Genomic DNA, 25,216 nt, shown 5'->3' with positions numbered 1-25,216 from the left:
TTGGTATATCAACTAAAAACCCTAATTAGTTTCTTCCGCCCATGGCAGTTAGCATATTACCGTATACTCCGTTCAAAGAAGATAGGTTGGTAGCTAAAGATTCCATTTGCTCTTTTAAAGCACCAGCATTCTGAACTACTTCCTCGTTGATGGAAGCTTGACGGCTAGCACTTTCCAATTGAACTTTGTAAAGGCTGTTCAAAGATTCCATTTGAGCAGCGGCATGAGACAATTCCTCAGAGTATTTTTTGGTGTGCTGGATTGCATCTGTAGTTGGAGCAATATTCTTGGCGGCACCTTCAAAACTCTTGATACTTTCACCCAAGCTTGAGAAAAGCTCAGAATCAATATTGGCCTCTTTTAAAAGGTCATCCAATTTTCTGGAAAGGATTCCTTCAGCTTCTTTGGCGTCTTTAGCATCTTGCTTTCTTTTAGAATCTGCTTGACCACCAGACAATTCTGGGTATACCAAAGACCAATCGTATTCGTCGTCTACTGGTTCAAATGCAGAGATCGCAAAGATCAATGCTTCAGTAATAAGTCCAACTGCAAGAAGAAGTCCACCTGTAAGTGGTCCAAACTCCCAGTGAAGGATCTTGAACAATGCACCAATAATTACTACCGATGCTCCAAGCCCGTAGGCCATGTTAAACAGCTTTTTTGTTGATTTTGACTGTGCCATAATTCTAGTTTTAATTAAGTTATATAAATAAGTATTTGGTTACTGGTTTATTTATATAGTGTTCTTTTTTTCTTTTAATCTCTGTTATAATCCGCTTCGTGCTCCGTTTGTGGAGTCTTCCTCTCCCATGTAATCCTGAACAGTTCTGAACCCGATGTAGCTTCTTGCTGAATCTTGGTACTCATAATCACGTGTACTTACTTGCAGGAAGTAGGCCACATCTTTCCAAGATCCACCACGAATCACTTTTCGCTGATTGTTCTGGGAACCGATGTTCGGGTTCATAGTGGACAAATATTCGTAAGCACCTGCATCAAAACTTGAATTTGTCCATTCCGATACGTTACCGGCCATGTTGTACAAGTTGTAATCGTTGGGCTCAAAAGATTTTGCTTCCACGGTATACAATGCAGCATCTGCTGCGTAATCACCACGTTGGGGCTTAAAGTTGGCCATAAAGCATCCCGTATCACTAATTACGTACGGTCCACCCCACGGGTATGTTCCTCCTTCAATACCACCTCTAGCGGCGTATTCCCATTCGGCTTCGGTTGGCAACCTAAATTGGTTCACGAATTGCTTTCCTCGGCTTTTTTGGTCATCGTTCTTAAACTTGGTCCTCCAATTGCAAAATGCTTTGGCCTGCATCCAGTTTACCCCCACAACAGGATAATCACTGTACGCATCATGCCAAAAATAATCATTGTGCATGGGTTCGTTATAGGAATATTCAAAATCCCTGATCCACACCGTGGTGTCTGGATAAATTCCTAACTCCTCATGTTTTATGAAGTCCTTTCTACTTCCGGTTCTGGCACGGGCGGCAGCCTCAATGTCCATCCAGCTGTATTTGTACTTCAATTTGGTAACGTCTATAGATCTTAACCCATTGTAGCTTTCTTCTTCTGGAAGATAAATGGAATCCATTACCTCGGCATAGTACTCATCTGGGTATTCAGAAGTATCCCATACCAAATCAACATCAGTATTCAATGCTCTGCCTTCATATCCTGTGGCTCCCATTCCGGCATAGTTATCGAGCATATATTTGTCATACACAGAAAGCTCGGTGGTGTCCGTATCCTTAAAAGCATACTCACCAATACCTTCATCTTCGGGGCCTATGCCCAATTCATCAGCCAAAATGGCCAATCTGGTTCTAACAATGGAATCTTTTACCCACTCTACAAACTGACGGTACTCACTATTTGTGATTTCCGTGTCATCCATATAAAATGAACGTACGGTAACCGTTCTTGTAGGTGCGTTCAAAACTTTTGCTTGATCCTCATCGGCTTTTCCCATTACGAAGGCGCCTCGAGGAATCAGTTCCATTCCATATGGTTTCTCTGGATGCCATTTTTTTCCAGGGGCCCCAACTAACTCACCTTTTGACCTTGATTTAGACCCACAACTGCTGAGTAAAAAAACAAGTGCTATAGATGATAAGAATAGCTTTCTCATACTTTAGGTTAAATTATTCGATTCAAGATTATAAACTGCTCTACACAAATTCATTACTCTCAAAACTACTTTTTGAATGAATTATTGTGTAAAACCAATTAATGCTCAAAAATTAATTTGTTTAGTTAAAGCCCTTTCTGTAGGCCTTGAACCACCTTTCTGGAATGTTTTGGTTGCAAGCATCCAAATAGTCCCCTTCGGTGCAAGGTAATAACGCAACCGAATTTGTTTTAGTATGTTCAGGTAAAATTGATGGGACTTCTACCCACCACCTTTCGGTAACATGGCTTTTATAAAACACCAGTTCCTCGGTATCGGTGGGTACGGTGAACTTTGTAAAATCCTCACTCTTTGAAGTTGGGGTTTCCTTGACCCTAAAGCTCAACCCCTCTATAAAGTACCAAATGATCTGGGCAATCATTTGAAACGCCTGATGGGAATTCTCCCCTTCGTAGATGCCAAACAAGGAGACACGGTCACTGATACCAGCATATCGGGCAATGGTACAGATTTCCCTTCCAGTAAAACCATTGGGGGAAAAGTTTTTGGACAATCCCATTTCGCAGGCGCGAATGGCACGTAAATCCAAACTAACAATATCCGTGCTTCGTAAAACCGGTTCGGTCAGCTCCAAATTGGCAGCAATGTCTCCCAGGCGATAGGCATCAAAGAACAGGCGCTCCATCAAATCTATCTCTTCTTGTGCATTGAAATAGCTCTGGTAACCAATGTTGGAAAAATTAAAAAGATTATTGGGTTTATCCGTAATAATCTTACTCATATAGGAATGCGAAGAAATCAATTCGTCATCTTCGCCAAAATCGAACCGACTATCTATGGAGACCAGATTCACCATTTCCTTGATCTTGTCGAAAGCGCGATAGGTGGGAAAGGTGATGTCTTGGGTGCAACCAATTATAATAGGTATGATGTTCTCTTCAAGTAGGCCTGCTACAATCTCCTTCACCACAAAATAGGTGTCATCCACGGTATCACCCTCTTCCACATCCCCAATATCGATGATGGTGGAGTTCCAATTGCCCATCATAAGGCGGTAGAGCTGAATCCGGATTTCATCCACATTCAATAGCTCGGTTTTTTTCTCAAATGCATTTCTGGATTCCAATACGCCAAAAATGGCTACATCGGCGTGGGCAAACACTGGGAGTCCATCCTTTTCGGTATGTACGTGGATGTTTTTGCCCAATGACTGTTCTGGCAGCAACTCAGAATGTGCCAACACTTTATCCTTCACAGGAACCAAAAAATCGAATGCCATATTATTTCTTAGCTTTTGACTTGGCTTTTTTCTTAGGAGTTTTCTTTTCCAATAGGGCCTTGGCTTCTTCCAACGAAACTTTGGTGGCATCCACATCTTTGGACAATTCCACTTTTACCCTACCTTTAATAATATTATGTCTTCCCCATCGGGCCTTCTCAATCCTAATTTTTTCATCTGGCCATTCCTGCACCACCTTTTCGGCTTCTTTTTTCTTTTTGTCCTCAATGAGCTGTTCAATATCGGATTGGGAAAGATTATCAAAATCATATTTTTTGTTCACATTGATGAACATTCCATCCCATTTGATGAACGGTCCAAATCGACCTTTACCTTTGGTAACTTCCTTCCCTTCATAACTTGCGATAGGGGCATCTGCTTTTTCCTTTTCCTTGATCAATTCAATGGCCCTATCCAAATCTACATCAAAAGCACTTTCTCCTTGACCGAGTGAAATGAATTTTTTCCCAAATCGAACATAAGGACCATAACGGCCTACATTGGCCTCTACCTCTTCTCCTTTATATACACCGAGCTTGCGTGGCAATTGGAAAAGTTCCATGGCCTCTTCAAAGGTGATGGTATTGATGGATTGATCGGGCAATAGGCTTGCGAACAATGGTTTTTCTTCTTCATCCACAGTTCCAATCTGGACCATGGGGCCAAAACGACCCAACCTTGCAGCCACTTGTCGGCCCGATTTTGGGTCCGTACCCAACACACGTTCCCCGCTGGCACGTTCCGCATTCTCCTCAACTTCGATCACATTGGGATGAAACTCCTTGTAGAAAGACTTCATCATGTGTTGCCAATCTTCCTCGCCCGAAGCAATCTCGTCAAAATCTTCTTCGACCTGTGCCGTAAAATTGTAATCGAGGATTTTGGTAAAGTGACTCACCAAAAAATCGTTCACGATCATTCCGATATCGGTTGGCACCAATTTTCCTTTGTCGGAACCCACCATTTCAGATAGTTTCTTTTCAGCAAGTTTGCCTTCCTCCAAAATCAATTGAAGGTAATTGCGTTCGGAACCTTCCACGCTTCCTTTTTCCACATACCCCCTGTTTTGAATGGTTGAAATGGTCGGTGCGTAAGTGGATGGTCGTCCGATTCCCAATTCTTCCAATTTCTTTACCAAGGAAGCCTCTGTGTAGCGATACGGTGGTCTTGTGAATCGTTCGGTGGCGGAAATGAAAACATTTTGCAATGCTTCGCCCACTTTCATGGCCGGAAGCATTCCCTCTTGTTCCTCAGCACTGTCTTCGTCATCGGTTCCTTCCAAATACACTTTAAGGAAACCATCAAACTTAACCACCTCTCCATTGGCCGTAAATTCTTCTTGGTGGGTATTGGCCTGAATCTTAACATTGGTACGTTCCAACTGGGCATCACTCATTTGCGAAGCAAGGGTACGTTTCCAAATGAGTTCATATAATTTTGACTGGTCCCGCTCCAAGGATGGGGACTGCAATTTCATATCTGTGGGGCGAATGGCTTCGTGCGCCTCTTGTGCCCCTTTTGTTTTTCCTGTGTAGTTCCGCACCTGACTGTAATCCTCCCCATAATTCTCCAAAATGGCATCCTTGGCCGCGGCCAAAGCTTCATTGGAAAGATTTACACTATCCGTTCTCATATAAGTAATGAGACCCGCTTCGTACAAGCGTTGGGCCACTTGCATGGTTCTGCTCACCGAAAAGTACAGCTTACGGGAAGCTTCTTGTTGCAAAGTGGAAGTGGTAAATGGTGGTGCCGGCGATTTCTTGGCCGGCTTTTTATCCAAGTTGGCCACTGAAAAATCAGCGCCCATATTTTGTTTCAAGAATGCTTCTGCTGCTTCCTTACTTGGAAAGGTCTTGTTGAGCTTTGCCGAAAAAATACTTCCTTCTTCTGTTTTAAATTCAGCTTTAATTCGGAATGATGCTTCTGGGTTGAAGGCATCAATCTCGCGTTCACGTTCCACAATCAGCCTCACTGCCACCGACTGTACCCGACCTGCGGAGAGTCCCGGCTTTATCTTTTTCCATAATACCGGAGAAAGTTCATACCCCACCAATCGGTCCAAGACCCTTCTGGCCTGCTGGGCATTTACCAAGTTGTAATTAATTTCCCTTGGATTCTCTATAGCTTTTTGAATCGCTGATTTGGTAATGGAGTTGAAAACAATCCGCTTTACCTTATCCTTGTCCAAATTCAGTGTCTCCGCCAAATGCCAAGAAATGGCTTCTCCTTCCCGGTCCTCATCACTGGCCAACCATATGGTATCGGCCTTTTGGGCAAGGTCCTTTAGTTTTTTCACCAAGGCTTTTTTCTCCTTGTCAACTGTATATTTTGGCTTAAAATCGTTTTCTACATCAACCCCAAGTTCTTTGGACGGAAGGTCTACAATATGTCCAAAACTGGATTCTACTTGGTATTCTTTTCCTAGAAATCGTTCTATGGTCTTTGCCTTTGCGGGGGACTCAACAATAACTAAATTCTTTGGCATGCACTAGGTTTTGTGGTAACAAAAGTATATCAAAAATTCGATTTTGAATTTTTTACAAAACTCTTATCAAAAAAATATCCCGCTAAAAACGGGATATTTACAATTGATATTGTGCTTTTTAGTTAAGCCCTATCTGACTGATGAGCCTAATATCGTTGTCTAAATATTCATATTGATAGAGGATGCCGTCACCCACCATTATCAAATGGTTTTCCAAAGGAATGACATCAAACGTAACAATATTTTCAAAATGATTTAACTCCACTAAATCCATGATATCGGTTTTATCATAGACCTTGAGTCCAGATTCTCCATCGCACACAAAGATCTTTTCATCTTTGATGCCCAAGCCATAAGGACCATCCATTGGATATTGTACCACTAATTTTGGATTTTCAATATTGGAAATGTCCACAATGAACAAGCCACTTTCTGTAGCACCGCACCCATTGCCACCCCTAAGGGTAACATAGGCATAATCTCCATCCACAACAACGGGGTCGCAGGCCGTGCCATGCTCAAATTCTGAAATCAAGGACGGTGCAGCGGGGTCGGCAATATCATAAATATACATGCCGCGCATACTTCCCAAGAACAAATAGGTGCCGTTATAAAAAATGGTCTCTATGTCGAAACCGGCATAGACATCATCCAAATTCTGCGGATTTTCCAAATCAGAAATATTGAACACATTAATATTATGACTGTCTACAGCGTAGAGATAATCATTTACAATTTTAAACCGTGCTAAAGAACCACCTTGCCCTGTACCTCCTGACGCATCATTGGCAAGGGCAAAATCCTCCCTAAATACAAACCCTCCGTTTTGTGCCTCAACTTCTGAAATCAATCTTCTTTCGGTAGTGGTCTCCCAGCCAATGATCATCTCAGACTCATAATCAAAATTAGTGTCTTCCACCAAATCGGCTTCAAACGGAAAGAAAACATTTCCATATAGCACATTTTCCAATCGGTTGACCAATGCTATATTGTTGAGGTCTGAAATATCAATAACCACCAAGTCCATGAGACTATCTGCGTACAAATAATCATCCTTCACCGAAATATCCACGTTCCCGGGAATTGTTATAAAGGCAATCTTTACGGGTTGTGAGGGATTACTGTTATCAATCACATGGATACCTTGGTACATATCATTGATAAAAATATAATCCTGATAGGTGTAAACCTTTCCAGATTCATTAACTGGCCTTGGGGCAACCACATCAACACTCGTAGCAAACTCGGCCTTGCTGATTACCAGCGGACGCGCCACCAGGTAATCGGCGTATTCGCCATTGGAATCATCTTTGTCGCAGGAGAACAGTACGGTCAAAGAGAGTAGAAATAGGATTTTCGTTTTCATTTGCGTTTGTTTTTTCTGATTGAAACTGTGGTCATTAGATAAATTAAAGCTAAAAAAGTTGCGTTACATTTTTGGTTAAATTTTAACTGCCAAATTGTCACTAAAATGGAATAACCATTATCTTTGCAGCCCATTGTACGAATATGATAAAGGACGAAAGCGTAGAAAAAATAATAGACGAAAGCCAGCAAGGAAGCACTTTGACCTTGGAAAATAACCATAAGAACACCCGTAAGCTCTACATTGAAAGTTATGGGTGCCAGATGAATTTTTCCGATAGTGAAATTGTGGCTTCCATTTTGGCCAAGGAAGGATTCAATACCACCCAAATATTGGATGAAGCCGATTTGGTTCTGGTGAACACCTGTTCCATTCGTGAAAAGGCCGAACAGACCGTTCGCAAACGCTTGGAAAAATTCAACGCGGTAAAAAAGACCAATCCCAGCATGAAGGTGGGGGTTTTGGGCTGCATGGCGGAACGACTCAAGAGCAAGTTCCTCGAAGAGGAAAAAATAGTGGACATGGTGGTAGGCCCCGATGCCTACAAAGACCTTCCCAACCTCATCCAAGAAATTGATGAAGGCCGCAATGCCGTGAACGTTATCCTTTCCAAGGACGAGACGTATGGTGATGTGGCTCCGGTACGATTGAACTCCAACGGCGTCACAGCCTTTGTTTCCATTACACGTGGCTGTGATAATATGTGCACTTTCTGTGTGGTGCCGTTTACCCGGGGAAGGGAGCGCAGTCGCGACCCGCAATCCATTTTACAGGAAGTTAGCGAGCTATGGGAAAAAGGATTTAAGGAAATCACATTGCTTGGGCAAAATGTGGACAGCTACCTTTGGTATGGTGGTGGATTGAAGAAGGATTATGAAAAAGCTTCGGATATGCAGAAGGCTACTTCGGTAAACTTTGCCAAACTTTTGGAACTGGTGGCAGAGGCCCAGCCCAAAATGCGAATTCGTTTTTCCACTTCCAATCCACAGGACATGACCTTGGATGTCATCGAGGCCATGTCTAAATATGAAAACATCTGCAACTACATCCATTTGCCCGTGCAAAGTGGAAGTAATCGTATTTTGAAGGCGATGAACCGTCTGCACACTCGTGAGGAATATTTTGAGTTGATCGACAACATCAAAAAAATAATTCCCGATTGTGCCATTAGTCAAGATATGATAACGGGGTTCCCTACAGAAACCGAAGAGGACCATCAGGACACCTTGAGTTTGATGGAATACGTGAAGTACGACTTTGGTTTTATGTTCGCCTATTCCGAACGGCCCGGTACCCTCGCGGAGCGAAAAATGGAGGATGATGTTCCTGAAGCGGTAAAGAAAAGACGCCTCACGGAAATCATCGAACTACAGCAAAAGCACAGCCATTATCGCACCCAACAACATTTGGGAAAAACGGAAGAAGTCCTAATAGAAGGTACTTCCAAAAAATCCGATGCGCATTGGATGGGCCGTAATTCACAAAACACAGTGGTGGTCTTTCCTAAAGAACACTACAACATAGGCGATTTTGTTCATGTAAAGATCAATGAATGTACCTCCGCGACCTTAATCGGTGAGGCAGTGGGGTACTCAAAAAATAATTAAGAATCGTTTGTCATTCCGCTGGGATACTGAGCGTAGTCGAAGTACCGTGCGGAATCCAAAAACAAAACAATAAAGATTCCTGCTTTTTCAGGAGTACCATAAATGGAAAGTATTCAATCAATAAAACAACGATTTGAGCTCATTGGCAACGATGTAAAGCTCAACCGGGCATTGGAAAAGGCGATGCAGGTAGCCCCTACGGACATTTCAGTTTTGGTGACCGGAGAGAGTGGGGTGGGAAAGGAAGCCATTCCAAAAATCATCCATTCCCTATCGCACCGCAAACATGCAAAATACATTGCCGTTAACTGTGGTGCCATCCCCGAAGGAACCATTGACAGTGAATTGTTTGGTCACGAAAAAGGCGCCTTTACCGGAGCCACCCAGACCCGTAGTGGTTATTTTGAAGTGGCCGATGGCGGAACCATTTTTTTGGATGAAGTCGGGGAGCTTCCCTTAACAACCCAGGTTCGTTTGCTTCGGGTCTTGGAAAATGGCGAATTCTTGAAAGTGGGTTCTTCCCAAGTGCAAAAGACCAACGTTCGCATTGTGGCGGCTACCAACATCAACATGTTCGAGGCCATCAAAAATGAAAAGTTTCGAGAAGATCTTTATTATAGATTGAGCACTGTGGAAATCAATATCCCACCACTTCGGGAACGTCAGGATGATATTCATTTGCTGTTTCGAAAGTTTGCCTCGGATTTTGGACAGAAATACAAAATGCCCACCATTCGGTTAGAAGATGATGCTGTTCACTTGTTGACCAAATACCGCTGGCCGGGAAATATTAGGCAGCTCCGAAACATTGCTGAACAGATTTCAGTGCTGGAAGAAAATAGGACCATTTCCGCATCAACATTGAACAGCTATTTGCCCAACGCCAGCACCTCTAATCTACCTGCCGTGGTAGGTCAGACCAAAAAAGAGGGAGATTTTAGCAACGAGAGGGAGATTTTGTATAAAGTTTTGTTCGACATGAAAGGTGATTTGAACGATTTAAAAAAACTCACTCTGGAATTGTTGAAGCACGACAATTCTGAAAAGGTTCAGGAAGAAAATGAAACCCTTATCCGCAAAATTTACGGAAATAAGGAAGAAGAAGACATAGAAGCCGAAGAAAGCATGGCCGAAGTCCTCCATTTACCCGAACCCGTGGTAGAGAAACCGGCGCATATTCCCCAGCCCCAAGAAGACCGCTATCATTTTGCGGAAGAAATTGAAGAAGAAGAAACCCTATCTTTACAGGAAAAGGAAATAGAGCTGATAAAAAAATCACTGGAGCGCAACCGCGGAAAACGTAAAGCAGCGGCTGCCGAATTGGGGATTTCAGAGCGTACCTTGTATCGAAAAATAAAACAATACGATTTGTAAATTGCCAACTTTGCTGCACCAAATTGATATGAGAATGAAGAGAAAAAACAGTTTTAAAGTTGGACTTTTTGCACTGACCCTAAGTCTATACAGTTGTGGTGCTTATAATTTTTCTGGGGCCGATATTGGAACTGCTACGACCTTTCAGGTGAATTTTTTCCAAAATTATGCAGATCAATCCCCAAGTTCCATCATTGTTCCCGGTTTGGATCGGGATTTTACCTTGGCACTGCAAGATTTGATAAACAACCTTACCAGCCTTTCCCTTACCGGAAACAACGGTGATTTGTTGTACGAAGGAGAAATTGTGGAATACAAGGTGGTGCCCATGACGGCGACTGCCGATCAGCGGACCGCTCAAAACAGGCTTACCATGAGTGTAAACGTTCGGTTTTTTAACAACACCAAGGAAGATGCGGATTTTGAACGCCGTTTTTCCTTTTTTTACGATTTTGACGCAGCAGCTTCACTGACCTCGGTACAGGCGGCTGCCCACGAAGAAATCTTTGATCGACTTACCCAAGATATTTTTAATGCTTCCTTGGGAAATTGGTAATTACTATGAACGTATCGGATTTTATACAGATTCTTCAAAACTCAAATACCATCCTATCCCCAAAACAAACTCGGGAACTGGAAGATATCATTGAGGAGTATCCGTATTTTCAGGCGGCCCGTGCACTGCATTTAAAGGGACTTAGAAATCTTGATAGCTACAAATACAACAACGCGTTAAAAGTTGCAGCGGCCCATACGGCGGATAGGGATGTACTTTTTGATTACATCACATCGAAGGAATTTATCCAAAACAACATTGCCGATACCATAGCGGGACGACGGTCAAAATTGGAAGACCAAAATGCCATTTCTGAAGAAATTGAACCCAGTGAAAATGTGAATGCCATGCTGGTGGAAGCTGAGGAAGTAGCGCTTCCCCAAAACATTCAGGATGCCGAGCAGATATTGAACCCTGCCTTGTTCAAATCCAAATCTCCTGAAAATCAAGAAGAGGAAAAAGCAGAATCTCCCAAGGCTAAACAAGAAACCACTTCAGAAAATGACTTGAACCTTGGCAAACCAATTCCCTTCACCAAAAAGGAAAAGCACTCTTTTACCGAATGGCTACAATTGACCTCCAAATCTACCGAGAAAGAACCCGAAGAGGATGTCATGGATGAATTGGAAAAGAAGAAAAAGTTTGATCTCTTGGACAAGTTCATAGAAAACAATCCCAAGATTGTCCCCAAGGAAAATACCAATCCCAAAATCGACATCAAAGCATCCACCAAGTTCGATAAAAACGAGCTGATGACGGAGACTTTGGCCAAGGTTTATCTGGAACAAAAGAAGTACAAAAAGGCCATTCAAGCCTTTAAAATATTGAGTTTGAAATATCCAGAAAAAAGTGGTTTCTTTGCAGACCAAATTCGGGCGGTGAAGAAGCTGCAGAAAGAAAAAGAATAAGATAAAAAATGAGCACGTTTACAATTTTTTTGATTTTGATCATTATCGTGTGCCTTTTGTTGGTCTTGGTCATTATGGTCCAAAATCCTAAAGGTGGTGGATTGTCCTCGTCTTTTGGAGGCGGTGGAAATCAAGTTGTGGGAGGTGTGAAGAAAACCGGTGACTTTTTGGATAAAAGTACTTGGACCCTTGCCACATTATTAATAGTATTGATTCTTTTGTCCAACGTTTCCCTAAAGGGAAGCTACAGCCAAGCAGATTCAAAATTGTTGCAGGGCGATGATACGGAGGCCACTATTCCAGAAACAGTGCCCGAGGAAGTCCCTGAACAACTTCCTACTGGCAGTTCCGATCCAACAGACACCATCAATTGATAGTGACAACGCATACAAAAATGCCAGCTTGAGTGACAAGCTGGCATTTTTGTTTTCCATAATGTCAGTTTTTGGGCATTGGCACAATTTCTGCCCCAATGTTCCAGAATTTTTAAAACAAATACCTAAATAATTAAAAATATGGCTAAAGTTAATATCAAACCATTGGCAGACCGAGTACTGATCGAGCCTCTACAGGCCGAGACCAAAACTGCCTCCGGTATCATCATCCCGGACAACGCAAAGGAAAAACCACAAAAAGGCAACGTAGTTGCTGTTGGACCCGGAACCAAAGATGAAAAGGTCACCGTTAAAGTAGGTGATACCGTATTATATGGAAAATATGCCGGTACCGAACTTAAATTGGACGGTACGGACTATTTGATGATGCGCGAGAGCGATATTTTGGCAATAGTATAGCGGAAAATTCCAAAAACCAATAATCAAAATCCAAACCAATCCCTATCAACCTTCCAAAATGGAGTTTGGGAATTGAATTTTGGAAATTAATTTTTTCAACTAAAAAATTTAAAAATGGCAAAAGATATTAAGTTTGAGATAGATGCACGTGACGGCCTTAAAAGAGGTGTGGACAAATTGGCCGAAGCTGTAAAAGTAACCTTGGGACCCAAGGGAAGAAACGTGATCATCAGTAAATCGTTCGGTGCACCACAAGTAACCAAGGATGGTGTTTCTGTAGCAAAAGAAATTGAATTGGAAGATCCCCTAGAAGATATGGGGGCGCAAATGGTGAAGGAAGTTGCTTCCAGAACCAATGATCAAGCCGGTGACGGTACCACTACAGCAACCGTATTGGCACAAGCCATTGTAAAAGAAGGGCTTAAAAACGTTGCTGCCGGGGCCAACCCAATGGACCTGAAAAGAGGTATAGACAAAGCGGTTGAGGCTTTGGTAGCTGACTTGGAAAAGCAAGCCAAGAAAGTGGGCAACGATTCAGATAAAATCAAACAAGTTGCCTCAATTTCTTCAAATAACGATGAGACTATTGGTGACCTTATCGCCAAAGCATTTGATAAAGTTGGTAAAGAAGGTGTAATCACTGTTGAGGAAGCCAAAGGTACGGACACCTATGTTGATGTAGTAGAAGGTATGCAATTTGATAGAGGTTACCTTTCTCCTTACTTCGTAACCGATACCGACAAAATGGTGGCCGATTTGGAGAATCCTTATATTCTATTGTTCGATAAGAAAATTTCCAATCTACAAGAGATTCTTCCCATCCTTGAGCCCGTTGCACAATCTGGAAGACCCCTTTTGATCATTGCCGAAGATGTTGAAGGGCAAGCCTTGGCCACTTTGGTAGTGAACAAATTGAGAGGCGGTCTTAAAATTGCTGCTGTTAAAGCACCTGGATTTGGCGACAGAAGAAAAGCCATGTTGGAAGACATCGCTATCCTAACCGGTGGAACTGTAATTTCCGAGGAAAGAGGTTTCTCTTTGGAAAATGCTTCTTTGGATATGTTGGGTACCGCTGAGACCGTAACCATCGACAAGGACAACACTACAATTGTGAACGGTTCTGGTAAACCCTCTGACATCAAAGCAAGAGTAAACCAAATCAAATCTCAGATTGAGACCACTACTTCTGATTATGACAAGGAAAAATTGCAAGAACGTTTGGCCAAATTGGCTGGTGGAGTTGCCGTTTTATATGTAGGTGCTGCTTCAGAAGTTGAGATGAAGGAGAAAAAAGACCGTGTTGATGATGCCTTGCACGCTACTCGTGCCGCTGTGGAAGAAGGTATTGTTGCCGGTGGTGGCGTAGCATTGGTACGTGCCAAAAAAGTGCTTGAAAAATTGACTACCGATTCTTTGGATGAAACCACAGGTGTACAAATCGTGGCCAAGGCCATTGAGTCTCCATTACGTACCATCGTTGAAAACGCTGGCGGTGAAGGCTCCGTAGTAATTGCTAAAGTACTTGAAGGCAAAAAAGATTACGGATATGATGCCAAATCTGACAAGTATGTTGACATGCTTCAGGCAGGTATCATAGACCCTAAGAAAGTAACCCGAATTGCTTTGGAAAACGCCGCTTCGGTAGCAGGTATGATCTTGACAACTGAATGTGCATTGACTGACATCAAAGAAGATACTCCAGCCGGACCTCCAATGGGTGGCGGTGGAATGCCTGGCATGATGTAAGACATCCCATTCGGATTAAAAATAGGAACGCCCCGATTTTCATCGGGGCGTTTTCTTTTATCTCGTTGCAGGATTCCGGAGAATCCAAAAACCAAGTTACTTCTTCTTACCAGTAGCTTGGGTAGTCTTCTTTGCAGCAGGTTTAACCGCTTTTGCAGGAGATGACTTTCCAGTTGACTTCGCTTGTTTCATGAGTCAAATAAATTTAAAACTGAAGTAAATGTATTTCAGATTTGAATTCGTAGATTTTATTTGGCTAAATATTAACTAAAAACAAATGGCATACTTTTATCCGCAAAATTGTTGTCCGTATTAATCAAGCTGTTCTTGGTCTAAAACTTTCGCTATTCAATCTCTTTTGGAGTACTTTCTAAAAATCTAAATCACACAAAATGAAACAGCTGCGCTCCATCTCACTTCTACTTCTTTTCGGATTGATTACGGCATTTGCCGTTTTTAAAAATCAACCCAATTCCGATGAACCCTCAGTGGCCGTAATGGCCTATTATGTGCCTGAAAAAGACTATCATCCCGAAAACCTTCCGTTGCATCAATTGACACATATCATTTTTTCATTTACCCATGTCATCGATGGAAAAATGCAGTTCAGGAATGCGGAAGACGGCAAAAAACTAGAACAATTGGTGGAACAGCGAAAAAACCATCCGAATCTTAAGGTAATGATTGCCTGCGGCGGATGGGGTGCCGATGGGTTTTCCGACATGTCCCATACCGCTGAGAATCGAAAGAAGTTTGTAGAAAGTGTGGTGGAGTTCAATCAAAAATACGATTTGGATGGAATTGACATTGATTGGGAATATCCGGCCATACCTGCAGCAGGAACTGGCGCTCGACCTGAAGACAAGCAAAACTTCACGCTATTGATGAAGGAATTACGGGAAGCTTTGGATGCACTGGAACGCAAACAGACCTTGACTTTTGCTTCTGCAGGCTGGAAACCTTACTACGAGAATATCGAGTTGGAAAAGGTGATGGGTTTTGTAGATTATATGAACATAATGACATACGATCAAGTCGGAGGCAATTCTCCCTATACCGGACATCATACGCCTCTGGGATATATCAGGGAAAAAGACATTGAAGGTACTCCAGCAGCAGAGTTCATCAATGAATGGAAAAAAGAACGTGGGGATGACCGGGATTATGGGCCCAGGTCTGCTGAAAAAATAGTGGAATACTGTCTAGAGCAAGGGGTAAAACCCGAACAAATGGTCATTGGTTCCGCTTTTTATGGAAGGGCTTGGAAAGGTGTTCCTCCCAAAAACAATGGACTTTACCAATCTAACTCAGGTCCGCATATTGGATGGGCAGCCTACTACAATATCCGAACTGAGTTTGAAAAAGACCCAAATTTTAAACGTTATTGGGACTCAATTGCCAAAGCACCTTATTTGTACAATGCCAAAGACAGTATTTTTATCAGCTATGACGATACAGTTTCCGTTCGCCTGAAAACCGAATACGCCCTGAAAAAGAAATTGGGCGGCATCATGTTTTGGCAATTGGGCAATGACACTAAAGAACCGAGTAGTCTATTAAAATCAATGTTTGATGCCGCTACGAAGAACTAATTGAATTTCTTCCCAATAACTTCGTTAAAGTTTGGGATGACGTAGCCCATAGCAGAAACCCACTCAGTACCGTAATCAACCCCAAAAGGGAGAAGGCGCGGAGCACGGATGTATTAAAGTCATCCCGCCCTTGATAGTCCATGGTATGGGTCATCCACAAAAAATCAAACCAGCGCCAATTGCGATGTCGTACTGTTTGAAACGCCCCATTACTTAAAGCCACGTATGCTTTTAGGTCGTCCGCAGTGTCATACGAAATTTCATAAGCCGGTAAAGGCCTGCCACGGTACTCATGGTGCGCATCCACCTCATCCAATTGCACAACGGAAGTCACCTTTAAATCAGGACGCATGTGTTGAGCCGCCACCGACAAGGCTTCTTTTTGACTAACGGACTTCTTTTTCTCCCCTGTTCGAGCGTTGAATAAAACATTTTCATTGATCCAATAAAAAGGCTGCCCTGCAATATCAAGCAGTTGTAATGATTTAATTTCCTTTACCCCTTCCAATTGTGCGGTGCCCAGCAGGTTGGTAAATGCTGTTCTCTTGGGTGGCAACTGCTTGTAGTGATCTCCGTGGATCTCATCAAGGTCTGTCCAACTAAAGTAAAGACCACTTAAGGTCCACATTATAAATTGCAGGCCTAAAAAAAGGCCCAAATATCTATGGGCCTTTCTAATTTTTACTGCAATGGTTCTTTTTACCATGTATTAATCTATTTGTTTTGTTCTTGACCTAAGCGCACAAGATACCCAAAAAATAGATTCAAAACTCCATCGATTAGAACTCCTAAGCAATCATAGTTTGTATAATTTTCAGCCTCCTTAAAACTGGAACAACATAATCAGTGCCATCACCAACATGATCGCATTTTCAATAAAAGTTGCCTCCGTCATGGGAAGGTTCAACGCCGTTCCCAAACAAGCACAACGGATGCTTTTCTTATCCAGTAAAGATTTGGTTACACCATAGGTGGTAATGCCCAAAATTATTATGGTTATGACCAAGGACAAGGTAATTTGAAACCGCATCAAGAAAAATAGTCCCAATGCCAATTCCAGAAATGGGTAAATCCAACCATAAACAGGCACCACCTTTGCCAATGGGTCGTACATCCGAAAACTTTCCGGGAAACCTTTGAGGTCCAAAAACTTAAAAAAGCTGAAAACCACGTAAAAAAGCCCCATAAAATCGAGCATAGCATTGGAATAGTTCCAGTCGCTATAATTCAATAAAATGGCAGCGGCAAACAGGTATCCAAAAATGAGAAAGAGTGGTCTTAACTGCTCTAATTTTGATTTTTCAACCGGAAAACTTTGTGAAGCAACATCTTCTTCCGTGGTACTTATGCCATATTTAGCGGATAATGCGCCCCTTAATTTTTCAAGGGGCACATGCTGTTGCATTGCAATAGTAGCTTCCGCTTTTTCCAAATCCACATCTACCTCTTGCACATCTTCAACTTTAGAAAGTTGTTCTTTTACAGATGATGCACATCCATTGCAGGTCATTCCGGTTATGGAATACGTATGTTTCATTGTTCATTGTGATTTTTAGTATGGGTAGCTCCATCATCCGTGTTATCCTCCCTGTACTTGCAGCACGGGTGAACGGCATCATACGCCTCTTGGGTTGCTTTAAGCTCCTTGCTATCATGTCCTACTTCCGCGATTGCAGATTTTATTTGCATCGAATTTGTTTTACGTTCATCTATAACCAAAGACAATTGATGCGTGGGAATATCCCAACTCGCATATTTTACACCGGCTACCCCCAAAGCTGCTTTTTCAATTCGCATTTTGCACATTTCGCATTTTCCATTGACCTCAAAGGCCATTTTCTTGTTTTTGTCCTGGGCCGTCCCCGTTGCAGAAACCAATATGATTATTAGTACTGTTAATATTCTTTTCATGATATAAATTTTTATGTGTTAAATTTTAAATCTAAAGCCCGTATAGAGCATTCTTCCAAAAATGGGTGCGTACACAATAGTTGTGTCAAAATAATCACCGAAAGGGTCATCTGCCCCCAAAACGGCATTGTATTGTCTAAAATTAGTTAAATTCTCACCGCCAATATACACCTCAAATGTATCAGAGAATACTTTGGTAATCTGTGCATTCATTAAACCATACCCATCCGCAAATTCCCCCAATTGAAATTCCATTGGGTTCGAGGCTGTGCTTGGCAATCGCTGTTCTCCCAGAAGGTGCAAGGTATAATCGAACCGCCATTGCGCCCCATTTTCTTTGGGCTGGGTATTGTATCCCACATTGGTGAAAAATCGGTGTTTAGCCTGCAATGGTTTTTGTAACAAACCAGTCTGATAGTCAGTTTTTACGTCATAAAATTTATAGGCCGTTCGCATTTCCACATTGGGTAAAATTCTGTGGTTCAGTTCTACCTGCAAGCTGTTGGCATAACTTTTTCCATCAAGGTTAGAAAAAACAATTTCTTGCGGATTTTCCCAGTCCACCACTATCTGGTTTTCAAAATTGGTACGGTAAAAATCGATGCTGAAATCCCCAGGTCTATCGAACAACCTAAACTTTTGAATAAAACTCAGCCCATAGTTTACGGCTTTTTCCGGATCAAATCCATAAACGCTTCCCTCGTTACCATTCAGCTGAATTGTTCTTGAGGAAGCGAACAAACGTTGGTTTTCCGCAAAAATATTGGCAGCCCTTCTTCCGATCCCAAATGATCCTCGGAAACTTCCATTTTCCCAAGGTGTATAACGCACATGCAATCTTGGTGTAAAGAAATTTCCAATTCGGTTGTGTGTATCAAAACGGGCTCCTGCGGTAAGACTAAATTTTTCTAGGTTCGTGTAGTTGTATTCAAAAAAAGCCCCGGCCGACCTGTCTGAACGCGCAAAGGTTTCTCCGTTCACCAGCTCATCATACCCATCATAAGCAAAAGAAAGTCCCGTTGTGAACTTATGCTTTGTATTTCCAATAATGGAATTGAACAGTAGATTGGAATAGATACTTTCATGATCAATATCATAGGTATTGAAACCATAATAGGAATCCTGTTCATGATGGCTATAAGAAGCTTGAAATCCAAAACTTTGGAACGGCATTTCTGGAAACACATAGCCCAATTTTACAGCGCCATCAAAACGCTCCGTATCTATTTCACTGCCCCAGGCATTGGTGGTAAATCGGTCAGTTTCTGGGTCAAACCCTGCCTCGCCTACTTGCTTTTGGTCATTTAAGTAACGGACATTAAAGAAACTCACCCATCCTTTTTCTGGATTTTGATATTGCCAACGATTCATGATGTTGATTTGATTGGACAATGGCATATCCAAAAAACCGTCATCGTTGTTGTCCTCTTCCGAGTCCCTGCGGTTTCCGTGAATGTATAATCCCGTGCTCCACGTATCAGAAACTTTGGTGTTCAAGTGGGTGTTCAGCTCTAATCTGCCGTTAAGATTCGCATATCCATTTACAAAAACCGGAACATCCGTCAGTGGCTTTTGAAGTTCTGTATTGATTTGTCCTGAGATACTTTCGTACCCATTAATCACACTCCCCGCCCCTTTGGTGATTTGGATACTTTCCACCCACGTGCCGGGGGTAAAGGTCAATCCAAAGGATTGGGATGCCCCACGAACCATGGGAATATTCTCTTGGGTAATCAATAAATATGGACTGGTAAGCCCCAACATTTCAATCTGTTTGGTTCCAGTTAAAGCGTCATTAAAATTGACATCTATAGCCGGATTGGTCTCAAAACTTTCCGAAAGATTGCAACAGGCCGCTTTTAAAAGTTCGGCACTGTTCACAGTAACAACATTCTGCGCTGAGAAGAGTGCCTTTTGGACAGCTTCTTTTTTCTGCTCCACAACTACTTCATCGAGTTGGTTGGAGGGTTTTAACCAATGATGCACCGGTTTTGGCGCATCAATTGTTAAGGTATCCGATTGAAACCCAACAAAACTGATAATCAATTTATTGTATTCGTTTGAATAGGGGATGGAAAAAGTGCCATCATCTTGGGTCATGGTGCCGATGGGTGAGCCTTGCCAGTATACATTGGCCCCAGCCAGCCCTATATGCTTATTTTGTTCATTGGCTTCCATCACCATGCCCTCGACGGTCTCTTGGGCAATGCCGAAAAATGGGAGCCAAAAAAGAAATATTAAAATTTGTTTCATTTGTATTGAATTGAATTAAATGCGTGTAAAATCACTCAGCCCGAATCAAAAGTGAAACGGGTAAACGAAAATCAATTCAATAGTTTAAATCAAGAAGACCTGATCTAGGATATGGATATCCTGAACCAGTTTGGGAGGTGGGTAATGTTCGTTTGGAACAGGAAGTTTTTCCAACGGAACAAAGAGGTCAACATAAGATTTGGTAAAGGCCACCAAAAAGAGTTGGTGGTCCAAATCAAAATCGTTCCATGTAAGCTTAAGGTCATCCTGCCCCTCTATGGTGAACGACTCATCCTCACAACAACTGTTTTGCAAATCATCGTTATTCATGGCTTCCATGGATATTTCCATTCCGCAGTTTTCCGCATGCGCAAATAGAGAAATATCCATTACCCGGCCCATACAAAGATGCTTGTCCACCGTCCAAGAAACGGTAGAGGCCAACAGCAAAATTGCCATTGCCACAGATGTTATTTGATGGAAAACCTGTTTCATTCCAATGCAAATTTACAAAATATCGTTTTGAGGCACTCGACTTAACAAAAGTTTATTGTTTTTTAAGCTGTAAGTTCACTTTCTTTTGTCGGACAAATCCACGATTCAATACATTTGCAAAAAATACCTATGCTAAAATCTTTGGAACCCAAAATCCTTGAAATCGTAAAAGATGAAAACAAATCTTTGGACACCCGTTTGGGTGAAATCTGCGAACTTTTACGTAGCCATGTGGATTATTACGACTGGGTAGGGTTTTATTTTAAAAATGGGGATAAGGAAGAGTTGAAATTAGGTCCCTATGCCGGAGCCCCCACAGACCACACCATTATCCCTTTTGGAAAAGGCATTTGTGGTCAAGTGGCAGTGAGCAACCAAAACTTTGTAGTGCCCGATGTGGCTACCCAAGACAACTACATTGCCTGCAGTATCACCGTAAAGGCCGAAATTGTGGTTCCATTGTTTGTAAATGGAGAAAACGTCGGCCAAATCGATATTGATTCCAACACTCCAGACCCTTTTACGGAAGATGATGAGCGTTTTTTGGAATTCATCAACCAAGAAGTGGCCAAAATTCTGTAAAACTATTGCCATTTTGTTGATAAACCGTTTTACTTTTTAGGTTCAAAAGGGGTAATTTTGTCCGCTTATAAAATTGATTTCCAAAACCTAGAAGATGACTGCCAAAAAAGCCTCCGCTGCATTAATTTCCGTATTTCATAAAGATGGTCTGGAACCCATCGTAAAAAAATTGCACGAACTCGGCGTAACCCTTTATTCCACTGGGGGAACCGAAAAATTTATTCGCGATTTGGGCATCAATGTGGTACCCGTTGAAGATGTGACCAGCTACCCTTCAATTTTGGGCGGACGTGTAAAGACGTTGCACCCCAAAGTTTTTGGTGGCATTTTAAACCGTCAGGACAATGAAAGTGATGTGGCACAAATGCAGGAATTTGACATTCCCCAATTGGATATTGTCATCGTAGACCTCTACCCTTTTGAAAAAACCGTTGCCAGTGGTGCATCGGAACAAGATATTATCGAGAAAATCGACATCGGTGGTATTTCCTTGATCAGGGCTGCTGCCAAAAACTTCAAGGACGTGCTTTGTGTTTCCTCTATGGAAGATTATACTGCCTTTTTGGAGGTCATTTCCGAAGGAAACGGCACCACAACCTTGGAAGACCGCAAACGTTTTGCCGCCAAAGCTTTTAATGTTTCATCCCATTACGATACGGCCATTTTTAACTACTTCAACCAAAATGGAGAAGAAACCGTATTAAAAATCAGTGAAACTCAAGGTCAAATACTCCGTTATGGAGAAAATCCACATCAAAAGGGTTATTTCTTCGGAGATTTTGAGGCCATGTTCACCAAATTACATGGCAAGGAGCTCTCCTATAATAATTTGTTGGACGTGGATGCCGCAGTCAATTTGATGCAAGAATTCAAAAATGACGATCCTACTTTTGCTATTTTAAAGCACAACAATGCTTGTGGGTTGGCCACGCGGAGCACTATCAAACAAGCGTATGTGGATGCCTTAGCAGGAGACCCAGTATCTGCTTTTGGCGGAATTTTGATTTCCAACAAAGAAATTGATGCCCCAACTGCTGAAGAAATCCACACCCTGTTTTGCGAAGTGGTCATTGCTCCAAGTTATTCTAATGAAGCGTTGGAAATTTTGAAGGGCAAGAAAAATAGGATCATTTTGATTCAAAACGAGATTGATTTGCCAGAAACCTTGGTCAGATCTTGTTTGAATGGTGTTTTGGTTCAGGATAAGGATTCCAAAACCGATTCCAAGAAAGATTTGACTCCAGTAACAGAAAAACAACCCACTCCAGAAGAGATTGAGGATTTGATTTTTGCTTCCAAATTGTGCAAGCACACCAAGAGCAATACCATCGTTTTGGCCAAGAACAAACAATTGTGCGCCAGTGGAACGGGACAAACTTCACGAGTGGACGCATTGAACCAGGCCATCCATAAGGCTCAATCCTTCAATTTTGATTTGGATGGTGCCGTAATGGCCAGTGATGCCTTTTTCCCATTCCCCGATTGTGTGGAGATTGCCGATAAGGCCGGAATTAAAAGTGTGATTCAACCTGGAGGGTCCATCAAAGACCAATTGAGCATTGATTATTGCAATGAAAATGGAATGGCCATGGTGATGACGGGCACACGGCATTTTAAACATTAATTTTAGTACATTAGCCGATAATTTTTACCGTTAATCCGAAAATAAACGCTTTTTATGGGATTTTTTGATTTCATGACCGAGGAGATTGCCATTGACCTTGGTACTGCAAATACCCTGATCATCCACTTGGACAAAGTGGTGGTTGACAGTCCTTCCATTGTGGCCAGGGACCGCGTGTCAGGAAAAATAATCGCGGTAGGTCGCGAAGCCAATATGATGCAGGGGAAAACCCATGAAAACATCAAAACCATACGACCACTGAAGGATGGGGTAATCGCTGACTTTGACGCTTCGGAAAAGATGATCAATATGTTCATCAAGAACATTCCTGCGCTCAAGAAAAAGTGGTTTCCACCAGCACTGCGCATGGTTATCTGTATCCCATCGGGAATTACCGAAGTGGAAATGCGTGCGGTTCGTGAATCCGCGGAACGCGTAAACGGTAAAGAGGTTTATCTGATCCATGAACCCATGGCGGCGGCCATTGGTATTGGGTTGGACATTATGCAGCCCAAAGGGAATATGATTGTTGACATCGGTGGGGGTACTACCGAGATTGCTGTAATTGCCTTGGGCGGTATTGTTTGCGACAAATCAGTAAAGATTGCAGGTGACGTGTTCACCAATGATATCATATATTATATGCGCACCCAGCATAACCTGTATGTGGGTGAAAGCACTGCCGAGGCCATTAAAATTGAAATTGGTTCTGCCACTGAGGACTTAAAATCTCCTCCAGATGATAAATCCATCCAAGGGCGAGATCTTTTGACCGGAAAACCAAAACAGGTTCAAGTCTCTTACCGTGAAATTGCAAAAGCACTTGACAAAAGTATTTTGCGGGTTGAGGACGCGGTTATGGAAACCTTGTCCCAAACCCCACCAGAATTGGCTGCCGATATTTACAATACGGGAATTTATTTGGCCGGGGGCGGTTCTATGTTGAGAGGTCTGGACAGAAGGCTTTCCCAAAAGACAGATTTGCCAGTTTATATTGCCGAAGATCCTTTGAGGGCGGTTGTTCGCGGAACAGGGATTGCACTTAAAAATTTAGAGCGCTACAAGAGTATCTTGATCAAGTAAAACAGGAACTTTGTTCCTTTCCCGCTTGAAGCGTTCAAACTTTCTTAACGATACGATTGCATGCAACGGATCATCAACTTTATCCTACGTAATAGAAACGCGTTCCTCTACTGCTTTCTTGCGCTCATTTCGTTGGTGATTACGGTTCGGTCACATTCCTATCATCAATCCAAATTTTTTAACTCCTCCAAGTGGTTAACGGGCAATGTCTATGGCACGGCTTCGGATGTGTCCTCCTATTTCAACTTGCGAGAAGAAAATACCCGTTTGGTTGAAGAAAATGAACGATTGCGAAGAATGCTTTTCAACGCGGAAAATGCTGTAATTGAACCTTTGGATTCATCCCTCGTGAACTATGAGGTATTAAGTGCCCGACTTGTAAAGAATAGTTTTACTTCTCCCCGTAACTACGTTACTATCGACAAAGGAAAAAAACAGGGAGTGAGGCAAGATATGGGGGTAATCACCACCAAAGGAATTTTGGGCATTGTTGAGAATGTATCCAATAATTTTGCCACGGTGCAGAGCATTCTTAATACCAAATCCAACATCAATGCAAAAATTAAGCATTCCAATTATTTTGGATCACTGGTTTGGGATGCAAAAGACTACACAACCGCGCAATTGGTAGACATTCCCAGATTGGTGCCACTGGTGGTGGGAGATACGATTGTAACGGGAGGTATGTCCAGTATTTTTCCAGAGAACATCCCCATTGGGGTTATAAAAAAGTATGATCTGAATGCTTCCAAAAGCTTTTACAATATTGATGTTGAACTCTTCAATGATATGATAAACATTAAGAATGTATACTTAATTGAAAACAAAAACCGAGAGGAAATAAAGGCCTTGGAATCAACCACCACAAATGAATAACGCCATATTCTTAAATATCATTCGGTTTGTGCTACTGGTTCTGACCCAAGTGCTGATTTTTAACAATCTTCACTTTATGGGGCACATTAACCCAATGGTATACGTAATATTCTTTTACTGGTACCCCATAAAAGGCAACAGGGCGCTGTTCATGGTCATTTCGTTTCTGTTGGGCTTCATAATAGATGTCTTTTCAGACACCTTGGCACTGCACTCCTTGGCTTCATTAACCGTGGCCTACGCCAGACCGGTGGTAATGCGTTTTTGCTTTGGTGTGAACTATGAGTTTCAAAACTTCAGTTTTAAGAATACCACAAAAGTGCAACGGATCACGTTTATGGCCTTGCTTATTTTAATCCACCTACTGGTATTCTTTTCGTTGGAAATTTTAAGTTTTTACCACTTCCTGTTAATTTTGAAAAAAGTTTTTACCACAGGTATTGTAACTTTGATACTTTGTACACTCTTTAGTTCACTTTTTAGTCCTAAAAACGAATAAAAGCACTGTTGCGTCGTTGGAATAGTACAGGGCTTCGGGT

At 42.1% G+C, this 25,216-nt stretch carries 23 protein-coding genes; 13 read left to right on the top strand and 10 right to left on the bottom strand.

Features of this window, described 5'->3' with window-relative positions:
- Window positions 1-25: 25 nt before the first annotated feature.
- From gldL to AB1A65_RS07590, 5 genes are all read right to left on the bottom strand, one after another.
- On the bottom strand, window positions 26-682 hold the full coding sequence (gene gldL, locus AB1A65_RS07610) for a gliding motility protein GldL (protein WP_366587427.1): 657 nt from the start codon (window positions 680-682) through the stop codon (window positions 26-28).
- A gap of 84 nt (window positions 683-766) precedes the next feature.
- Window positions 767-2,146, bottom strand: coding sequence for a gliding motility lipoprotein GldK (gene gldK / locus AB1A65_RS07605; RefSeq protein ID WP_366587425.1), 1,380 nt, complete (start codon window positions 2,144-2,146; stop codon window positions 767-769).
- A 121-nt stretch (window positions 2,147-2,267) separates the two neighbouring features.
- Complete coding sequence (locus AB1A65_RS07600) at window positions 2,268-3,425, bottom strand: formimidoylglutamase (RefSeq protein ID WP_366587423.1); 1,158 nt, start codon at window positions 3,423-3,425, stop codon at window positions 2,268-2,270.
- Window position 3,426: 1 nt separating this feature from the next.
- A complete protein-coding gene (gene topA / locus AB1A65_RS07595; protein WP_366587420.1) occupies window positions 3,427-5,910 on the bottom strand; it encodes a type I DNA topoisomerase in 2,484 nt (827 codons plus the stop codon).
- A 118-nt stretch (window positions 5,911-6,028) separates the two neighbouring features.
- A complete protein-coding gene (locus AB1A65_RS07590; protein WP_366587418.1) occupies window positions 6,029-7,276 on the bottom strand; it encodes a hypothetical protein in 1,248 nt (415 codons plus the stop codon).
- A gap of 143 nt (window positions 7,277-7,419) precedes the next feature.
- Between AB1A65_RS07590 and miaB the strand changes: the two genes are divergently transcribed.
- The 8 genes from miaB to AB1A65_RS07550 all read left to right on the top strand — a co-directional run bounded on the left by miaB (window position 7,420) and on the right by AB1A65_RS07550 (window position 15,853).
- A complete protein-coding gene (miaB, locus tag AB1A65_RS07585) occupies window positions 7,420-8,883 on the top strand; it encodes a tRNA (N6-isopentenyl adenosine(37)-C2)-methylthiotransferase MiaB (RefSeq protein ID WP_366587416.1) in 1,464 nt (487 codons plus the stop codon).
- A 102-nt stretch (window positions 8,884-8,985) separates the two neighbouring features.
- On the top strand, window positions 8,986-10,257 hold the full coding sequence (locus AB1A65_RS07580; protein WP_366587414.1) for a sigma-54 dependent transcriptional regulator: 1,272 nt from the start codon (window positions 8,986-8,988) through the stop codon (window positions 10,255-10,257).
- A gap of 34 nt (window positions 10,258-10,291) precedes the next feature.
- On the top strand, window positions 10,292-10,813 hold the full coding sequence (locus AB1A65_RS07575; protein ID WP_366587412.1) for an LptE family protein: 522 nt from the start codon (window positions 10,292-10,294) through the stop codon (window positions 10,811-10,813).
- Between the two features lie 5 nt (window positions 10,814-10,818).
- Window positions 10,819-11,721: a hypothetical protein gene (locus AB1A65_RS07570; protein WP_366587410.1), complete on the top strand. Its 903-nt coding sequence runs from the start codon at window positions 10,819-10,821 to the stop codon at window positions 11,719-11,721.
- An 8-nt stretch (window positions 11,722-11,729) separates the two neighbouring features.
- Complete coding sequence (gene secG, locus AB1A65_RS07565; RefSeq protein ID WP_366587408.1) at window positions 11,730-12,095, top strand: preprotein translocase subunit SecG; 366 nt, start codon at window positions 11,730-11,732, stop codon at window positions 12,093-12,095.
- 141 nt (window positions 12,096-12,236) lie between these two features.
- A complete protein-coding gene (locus AB1A65_RS07560; protein WP_036380142.1) occupies window positions 12,237-12,515 on the top strand; it encodes a co-chaperone GroES in 279 nt (92 codons plus the stop codon).
- Between the two features lie 114 nt (window positions 12,516-12,629).
- Window positions 12,630-14,261: a chaperonin GroEL gene (gene groL, locus AB1A65_RS07555; protein WP_366587406.1), complete on the top strand. Its 1,632-nt coding sequence runs from the start codon at window positions 12,630-12,632 to the stop codon at window positions 14,259-14,261.
- 392 nt (window positions 14,262-14,653) lie between these two features.
- A complete protein-coding gene (locus AB1A65_RS07550) occupies window positions 14,654-15,853 on the top strand; it encodes a glycoside hydrolase family 18 protein (protein WP_366587404.1) in 1,200 nt (399 codons plus the stop codon).
- On the opposite strand, the gene AB1A65_RS07545 is transcribed toward AB1A65_RS07550, so the two are convergent.
- From AB1A65_RS07545 to AB1A65_RS07525, 5 genes are all read right to left on the bottom strand, one after another.
- Window positions 15,840-16,559 (bottom strand): PepSY domain-containing protein, encoded by a 720-nt coding sequence (locus AB1A65_RS07545; RefSeq protein WP_366587402.1) that lies wholly within the window; start codon window positions 16,557-16,559, stop codon window positions 15,840-15,842. The two genes, AB1A65_RS07550 and AB1A65_RS07545, sit on opposite strands and share 14 nt — an antisense overlap.
- 117 nt (window positions 16,560-16,676) lie before the next feature.
- Window positions 16,677-17,390, bottom strand: a complete 714-nt coding sequence (locus AB1A65_RS07540) for a MauE/DoxX family redox-associated membrane protein (protein ID WP_366587400.1) — start codon at window positions 17,388-17,390, stop codon at window positions 16,677-16,679.
- Window positions 17,387-17,764 (bottom strand): heavy-metal-associated domain-containing protein, encoded by a 378-nt coding sequence (locus tag AB1A65_RS07535; RefSeq protein WP_366587398.1) that lies wholly within the window; start codon window positions 17,762-17,764, stop codon window positions 17,387-17,389. The genes AB1A65_RS07540 and AB1A65_RS07535 overlap by 4 nt, the downstream gene beginning before the upstream one ends.
- Window positions 17,765-17,782: 18 nt before the next feature.
- Window positions 17,783-20,017 (bottom strand): TonB-dependent receptor, encoded by a 2,235-nt coding sequence (locus AB1A65_RS07530; RefSeq protein ID WP_366587396.1) that lies wholly within the window; start codon window positions 20,015-20,017, stop codon window positions 17,783-17,785.
- An 84-nt stretch (window positions 20,018-20,101) separates the two neighbouring features.
- Window positions 20,102-20,512 (bottom strand): hypothetical protein, encoded by a 411-nt coding sequence (locus AB1A65_RS07525; protein ID WP_366587394.1) that lies wholly within the window; start codon window positions 20,510-20,512, stop codon window positions 20,102-20,104.
- A gap of 129 nt (window positions 20,513-20,641) precedes the next feature.
- Here AB1A65_RS07525 and AB1A65_RS07520 point away from each other — a divergent pair, with 129 nt between their 5' ends.
- The 5 genes from AB1A65_RS07520 to AB1A65_RS07500 all read left to right on the top strand — a co-directional run bounded on the left by AB1A65_RS07520 (window position 20,642) and on the right by AB1A65_RS07500 (window position 25,176).
- On the top strand, window positions 20,642-21,094 hold the full coding sequence (locus AB1A65_RS07520) for a GAF domain-containing protein (RefSeq protein WP_366587391.1): 453 nt from the start codon (window positions 20,642-20,644) through the stop codon (window positions 21,092-21,094).
- A 94-nt stretch (window positions 21,095-21,188) separates the two neighbouring features.
- Window positions 21,189-22,718 (top strand): bifunctional phosphoribosylaminoimidazolecarboxamide formyltransferase/IMP cyclohydrolase, encoded by a 1,530-nt coding sequence (gene purH, locus AB1A65_RS07515; RefSeq protein ID WP_366587389.1) that lies wholly within the window; start codon window positions 21,189-21,191, stop codon window positions 22,716-22,718.
- 54 nt (window positions 22,719-22,772) lie between these two features.
- Entirely contained in the window at window positions 22,773-23,801 is a 1,029-nt protein-coding gene (locus AB1A65_RS07510) for a rod shape-determining protein (RefSeq protein ID WP_036380166.1), read from the top strand.
- A gap of 60 nt (window positions 23,802-23,861) precedes the next feature.
- On the top strand, window positions 23,862-24,677 hold the full coding sequence (mreC, locus tag AB1A65_RS07505) for a rod shape-determining protein MreC (protein WP_366587386.1): 816 nt from the start codon (window positions 23,862-23,864) through the stop codon (window positions 24,675-24,677).
- Window positions 24,670-25,176 carry a rod shape-determining protein MreD gene (locus tag AB1A65_RS07500; protein ID WP_366587383.1) on the top strand — a complete coding sequence of 169 codons (507 nt, stop codon included), beginning with the start codon at window positions 24,670-24,672 and terminating at the stop codon, window positions 25,174-25,176. The genes mreC and AB1A65_RS07500 overlap by 8 nt, the downstream gene beginning before the upstream one ends.
- The last annotated feature ends 40 nt before the right edge of the window (window positions 25,177-25,216 follow it).

It is taken from the genome of Allomuricauda sp. ANG21, assembly GCF_040705235.1.
In the GTDB taxonomy this organism is placed as follows: domain Bacteria; phylum Bacteroidota; class Bacteroidia; order Flavobacteriales; family Flavobacteriaceae; genus Flagellimonas; species Flagellimonas marina.
Note: the sequence above shows the minus strand (reverse complement) of the source record. Positions and strands in the feature narration are given on the sequence as shown.